4 protein-coding genes and 1 pseudogene are annotated in these 3,830 nt (G+C 68.6%); all 5 read left to right on the forward strand.

Translation table 11 applies throughout. The features are described from left to right. Window positions 1–874 (forward strand): annotated as a pseudogene (locus ON19_RS39925) (sensor histidine kinase); the annotation flags it as partial. Then, window positions 871–1,284: a roadblock/LC7 domain-containing protein gene (locus ON19_RS03885; protein WP_011207200.1), complete on the forward strand. Its 414-nt coding sequence runs from the start codon at window positions 871–873 to the stop codon at window positions 1,282–1,284. The pseudogene ON19_RS39925 and the gene ON19_RS03885, both read left to right, overlap by 4 nt. Before the next feature lie 7 nt (window positions 1,285–1,291). Next, window positions 1,292–1,666 (forward strand): DUF742 domain-containing protein, encoded by a 375-nt coding sequence (locus tag ON19_RS03890; RefSeq protein ID WP_014981573.1) that lies wholly within the window; start codon window positions 1,292–1,294, stop codon window positions 1,664–1,666. Further along, the gene (locus tag ON19_RS03895) at window positions 1,647–2,249 is read left to right on the forward strand and encodes a GTP-binding protein (RefSeq protein WP_174186021.1); all 603 of its coding nucleotides are present in this window, start codon (window positions 1,647–1,649) and stop codon (window positions 2,247–2,249) included. The genes ON19_RS03890 and ON19_RS03895 overlap by 20 nt, the downstream gene beginning before the upstream one ends. Window positions 2,250–2,300: 51 nt before the next feature. Continuing rightward, the coding region (locus ON19_RS03900) for a carboxyl transferase domain-containing protein (RefSeq protein WP_043686900.1) at window positions 2,301–3,830 on the forward strand (1,530 nt) is incomplete at its 3' end.

Raw genomic sequence — 3,830 nt, forward strand, 5'->3', positions numbered from 1 at the left:
GCCGCGGCAGCCTGCGCCGAACTTCCCGCAGCGCGAGTCCGCTTCGGGCGGTCTGCCGCAGCGTGAGCCGGGCAGCGGCCTCCCGCAGCGGGATACCGGCGCCCACCATCTGCCGCAGCGTGAGTCGGCGAACGGCTTGTCGCAGCGTGAGCCGGGCTCCGGTGCGCTGCCCGCCGTCAACGGCCTGCCGCAACGGGATTCTTCGAACGGTCTGCCGCAGCGTGAGCCCGGTATCGCGAACGGCTTGCCGCAGCGTCCCCCCGCGCCGTCGAGCCCGCCGCAGCGGGAGAGCGGGCTGACCGGTCTGCCGCAGCGGCAGCCGGGCGCCCAAGCGCCCCAGCGCCAGCCCGTGCCGCCGGGCATCGCACTGCCGCAGCGGGATCGCGGTGGCCAGCACGCCGCGAGCGAAGATCAGCAGGCCACCCCGCCGGGGCGCGATCCAGGCAAGCACAGCTTCCGGTCCAACCCGGCCAAGACGGCCTCGTTCTTCCAGACCAGGCTGCAGCCCGCGGAAGAGTCGGGGGCGTCGATGGGCGGAACCCCGATCTTCGCCGAGATGATGTCGGCGTGGCTGTCGGATCCCAGCACTGATAGGTCTCAGGTCGCCGCCTCCTTCGAATCGCCGGGTGACGAGGGTTGGCAAGCCGCTCGCCGCGCCAGCGAGGCGCAGACCGAGACGAAAACGGCGGCGGGCTTGCCGCAACGCAATCCGGGCGGAAGGCTTGTCCCCGGCGGCGTGACCGGTGCGGTGGATCGGGCGCCGCGCCGTGACCCAGAAACGATCAGGTCCAGCTTGAGTCGTCACCAGCAGGGCGTCCGGGATGGCCGCGCAATGAGAGCAATGAACCTAACCGGAGATAAAGGAGACCGATGAACCCCGATCTAGGTGGTACGAACCGTCAGCTGGATTGGCTGGTTTCGAACTTTGCCAACGAGGTTCCTGGCGTAGCCCATGCCGTCCTGGTCTCGGCTGACGGCCTACTCATGGCCGCGAGTGCCCAGCTGCCCGTCGACCGCGCCGAACAGCTCTCGGCCGTCACGGCCGGTCTCGCCAGCCTGTCAGTCGGCGTCTCGAACCTGTTCGAGGGCGGCACCGTGCTGCAGTCCGTCGTCGAGATGGAGCACGGCTACCTGCTACTCATGGCTGTCGGCGACGGTTCCTACCTCGCGGTGCTGACCAACACGTCGTGTGACATCGGCCAGGTCGGCTACGAGATGGCTCTGTTGGTCGAGCGTGTTGGCCAGACTGTTCAGGCCACACCACGCGTCACGATGGGTTCCTGATGGTGGGATGGACATAGAAGATCACCGCGTGGGGAGCGCCGAGCCCAGCCTCGTCCGTCCGTACTCGCTGACCGCAGGCCGCACCAGGCCCGCGGTCGAGTTGGCATTGGAAGCTCTCGTCGCATCGCATCCGGTCGCCCTCGAGCGGCAGTTCGAACTGACCAACATCGAGACGTCAATCGTGGAGTTGTGCAGAGAATCGCCGTCCGTCGCCGAGGTGGCAGCCCGATTGGGTATTCCTATCGGGGTGGCGCGCGTGCTCGTGGCCGACTTGATCGAGGCCGGGCACGTGCGCGTTTCGGCGACTTTGAAAGACGATTCCAGCGACGATGAGCGTCGCGAGCTGATCGAAAGGGTTCTCAGTGGACTCCGGCGTATTTGATTCGACGGCGCAGGTCGACACTCGTACCAGCAAGCCAACATCGGCGAAGATCGTGGTCGCGGGTGGCTTCGGCGTCGGGAAGACCACGTTGGTCGGTGCTGTCTCGGAGATCGTTCCGCTGCGCACCGAGGCATTGGTGACCAATGCCAGCGCCGGGATCGATAACCTGACCGGCATTCCGATGAAGTCGACCACCACCGTGGCGATGGACTTCGGCCGGATCAGCCTCGCCGACGATCTGGTGCTGTACCTGTTCGGCACGCCCGGCCAGTATCGATTCTGGTTCATGTGGGACGACCTGATCCGCGGCGCCATCGGTGCGGTGGTGCTGGTCGACACCCGCAGGCTGGAGGACAGCTTCGCGGCCGTCGACTACTTCGAAGCGCGCGGCCTGCCTTTCCTGGTGGCGCTCAACGAATTCGACGACGCGCCGCGGTACCCGATCGAGGACATCCGGCAGGCACTCGCGGTGCCCGCCGACGTGCCGATCCTGTCCATCGATGCCCGTCGCCGGGAGCCGGCCAAGCAGGCACTGGTCGCGCTCACCGAGTACGCGCTGCGCAAGGTGATGCAGGGCTACTGAGTGCTCGTGGGGCTTGCCGAGGCGCCGGGTAGGGCCGGATAGGCTCGCCCGGTGCGTACCTCGGCGCGAGAGTTACTCGAGCAACTGCTCGACACGGGCTCGTTCGTCAGCTGGGACCGGCCGCCGGTGACGGTGGCCGCATCCCCGCAATACCGCGATGCGTTGCAGAAGGCGGCGGTCGCGGCGGGCATCGATGAATCGGTGCTCACCGGCGAAGGACTGCTGCGCGGTCGGCGCGTGGCCGTCATCGCCTGCGAGTTCGGATTCCTGGCGGGCTCGATCGGTGTGGCGGCCGCGGAGCGGATCGTCTCGGCGGTCGAGCGCGCCACCGAACTCGGGCTGCCACTGGTCGCGTCACCGACCTCCGGCGGCACCCGGATGCAGGAGGGCACCGTCGCCTTCGTGCAGATGGTGAAGATCGCCGGTGCGGTGGCGGCGCACAAGTCGGCCGGCCATCCCTACCTCGTGTACCTGCGTAATCCCACGATGGGCGGCGTCTTCGCCTCGTGGGGTTCGCTGGGGCACATCACCTTCGCCGAACCCGGCGCGCTGATCGGGTTTCTCGGCCCGCGGGTCTACGAGGCCCTGTACGGCAGGCCGTTTCCGGAGGGCGTGCAGACCGCGGAGAACCTGTATCGTCGCGGCGTCATCGACGGTGTTCTGACGATTCCGGTTTTCCGCCGGATCGCTCACCGCGCGCTGAGTGTGTTCAGTGGCGTCGCGTTACCCGATTCCACTGCCGTACGGCCGGTTTCGGACCAGCCTGCGGCACTCGAACCGAGGTCGACGCCGCCGCGAACTCATGATTCGAATGACGCTGAGGCAGAAGGGATTCGACTCGGCGTGCCGGAGAGCGGTTCCGAGGGCAATGCGGTGTGGCAGTCGGTCCTGATCTCGCGCCGCCCGCAGCGTCCCGGCCTTCGGGATCTCTTACGTCATGTGACACAACGGGTTCCGCTCAGCGGCACCGGGCAGGGCGAGTCCGATCGCACGGCGGTGCTCGCTCTCGGACGTTTCCGAGGGCAGCCGTGCGTGGTGTTCGGGCACGACCGGCGTGGCCAGCAGGGCGAGAACACCATGGGCCCGGCCGCCCTGCGCGAGGCGCGACGCAGTATGGCGCTTGCTCAGGAGTTGCGGCTGCCGCTGGTCCTGGTCATCGATACGGTGGGTGCGGCGCTCTCGAAGGAGGCGGAGGAGCGCGGGCTCGCCCCCGAAATCGCCCGCTGCATCGCGGATCTGGTGACGCTGGACACCCCGACCGTTTCGGTGCTGCTCGGTCAGGGCACCGGCGGTGGCGCGCTGGCGCTGCTGCCCGCCGACCGGGTGCTCGCCGCCACGCATGGCTGGCTGGCCCCGCTGCCGCCGGAGGGGGCGAGCGCCATCGTCTTCCGCGACACCGACCATGCGGCGGAACTGGCTGCCGCGCAACGCATCAGCGCCGCCGACCTGCTCGCCGACGGCGTGGTCGACCGGATCGTGCCCGAGTTCCCCGATGCGGCGGACGAGCCGGTGGACTTCGCTCGCCGGATGGTCGCCGCGATCGCGCACGAACTGGCCGCCTTGCGCGCCCGGCCGGAATCG

It is taken from the genome of Nocardia abscessus NBRC 100374 (assembly GCF_000308455.1).
Classification (GTDB): Bacteria; Actinomycetota; Actinomycetes; order Mycobacteriales; family Mycobacteriaceae; genus Nocardia; species Nocardia abscessus.

Coding starts and splice junctions, on each gene's coding strand:
- ON19_RS03885 (WP_011207200.1), top strand. CDS start 871: ATGAACCCCGATCTAGGTGGTACGAACCGTCAGCTGGATTGGCTGGTT.
- ON19_RS03890 (WP_014981573.1), top strand. CDS start 1,292: ATGGACATAGAAGATCACCGCGTGGGGAGCGCCGAGCCCAGCCTCGTC.